This is a genomic window from Pseudomonas sp. 3JA, assembly GCF_036961705.1.
Classification (GTDB): domain Bacteria; phylum Pseudomonadota; class Gammaproteobacteria; order Pseudomonadales; family Pseudomonadaceae; genus Aquipseudomonas; species Aquipseudomonas fluorescens_Q.
Genome location: NZ_JBAMDJ010000089.1, coordinates 1 through 1,839 on the forward strand (window position 1 = coordinate 1; position 1,839 = coordinate 1,839).

General features: G+C 58.4%; 1 protein-coding gene. It reads left to right on the forward strand.

Annotated elements, in window-relative coordinates; translation table 11 throughout:
• The first annotated feature begins 457 nt into the window (after positions 1-457).
• Positions 458-1,750, forward strand: a complete 1,293-nt coding sequence (ltrA, locus tag V7773_RS30140) for a group II intron reverse transcriptase/maturase (protein WP_336076487.1) — start codon at positions 458-460, stop codon at positions 1,748-1,750.
• Positions 1,751-1,839: the final 89 nt, after the last annotated feature.

A 1,839-nucleotide genomic window follows, 5' to 3' on the forward strand; every position in this document is an offset into this window, starting at 1 on the left:
TTATGTGCGCCCAGCATGGGCGCAATCTTGTGGGTGAAAGTCCCGCCGTAAGCTGACCACAGCGAACGAAGTGAAGCGCAACTGCATGAGGGCGACCGAGTGTGGGGAGGAAGCGTGAATCGAAGCCATGAGCCGATGTACAAGAACCGGATACAAGGCGAAGCCGATCAGGGCGAGCGGGCATAAAACCGCGAAGCTCTTGTGGTCAAGAATCAGGCTGCGTAAATCCGGCGGTTGTGTGGTGAAGGATTGCGTTCTTACCTGGGGAGATCTCGCCTTGTGCCTGAAAGGGCGACGGTGCAAACCGGAGCGAGAAGTCAGCAGAGGTCGTAGTAGTCTTTTTTTTTTGACGAAGGACCGAACGAGAGAAAGCGTTAGAGGCCATGTTGATGCGAACGACCGGAAGTCAGATGCCTGCCAAACGCGGGGCGGATGTGAGGACGCGAGCGGTGAAGCCGTGAGAAGCCCCATCAGCGACGAGGTCAATCGCCCGCAAGATGAATCCGACAACGCAGGGCAAGGGCTGCTGGAGCGGGCCTTTGCGAGAGAAAACCTGAAGCGGGCATGGAAGCGGGTCAAGGCCAACAAAGGAGCGGCGGGGGTCGACGGTTTGGACATTGAACAGACCGCCAAACTTTTGCAGACCCGATGGCCTGTGATTTGCGGACAGCTTCTTTCGGGTGTCTACCGGCCCAGTCCGGTGCGAAGAGTGGTAATCCCCAAGCCTGACGGCGGCGAACGCGAGTTGGGCATTCCAACGGTCACCGACCGTTTGATCCAACAAGCGTTGCTGCAAGTCCTGCAGCCACTACTCGATCCGACTTTCAGTGAACACAGCTACGGCTTTCGCCCGGGACGCTGCGCGCAGGATGCCGTCTTGGCAGCTCAACGCCATGTATCCTCGGGACGCAGGGTGGTGGTGGATGTTGACCTGGAAAAGTTCTTCGACCGGGTCGACCACGACATTTTGATTGACCGTTTGCGCAAACGGATTGCGGATCAGGCGGTTATCCGGCTGATTCGTGCGTATCTGGATGCGGGAACGCTGATCAATGGCACGGTCGAGAAAAGCCGCTGCGGGGCGCCGCAAGGCGGCCCGCTGTCGCCGTTGCTGGCGAACGTGCTGCTGGACGAAGTGGATCGGGAATTGGAACGTAGAGGTCATTGCTTCGTGCGCTATGCCGACGATGCGAATGTATATGTTCGCAGCAAGAAGGCCGGGCAGCGAGTGATGGCCTTGCTCAAGCGTCTGTATGAAAAGCTGCACTTGAGCGTCAACGAGAGCAAGAGTGCGGTGGCGAGCGCATTTGGCCGCAAGTTTCTAGGGTATGCGTGTTGGGCTTCCCCAAAAGGCGTCAAAAGGACAGTGGCGGTCAAAGCGCGTAAGCGCTTCAAACAGTGCATCCGCTGGTTTACCCGGCGCTCAGGTGGCCGCAGCGTGCAACAAGTTGTCGACCGTTTAAGGCCCTACATGCTTGGTTGGAAGGCTTATTTCGGCTTGTCGCAAACCCCCAGAATCTGGCGAGAGCTGGACGAATGGATACGGCACCGACTGCGAGCAATCCAGCTCAAACAATGGCGGCGTAGCTCCACGATCTATCGTGAGTTACGCAGGTTGGGTGCAAGTGAGGGTGTCGCTCGCAAAGTGGCGGGAAACTCCCGCTGCTGGTGGCGCAACAGCGCTCTTGAGCTCAATCGAGTGCTCGATATAGCGTGGTTCGACAGAATGGGATTACCGCGTCTCTCCTGACCTCAATCTCTCGAACCGCCCGGTGCGGACCCGCATGCCGGGTGGTGTGGCAGGGGAACGGCCTGTGAAAGGCCGCCCCCTATGCCGAT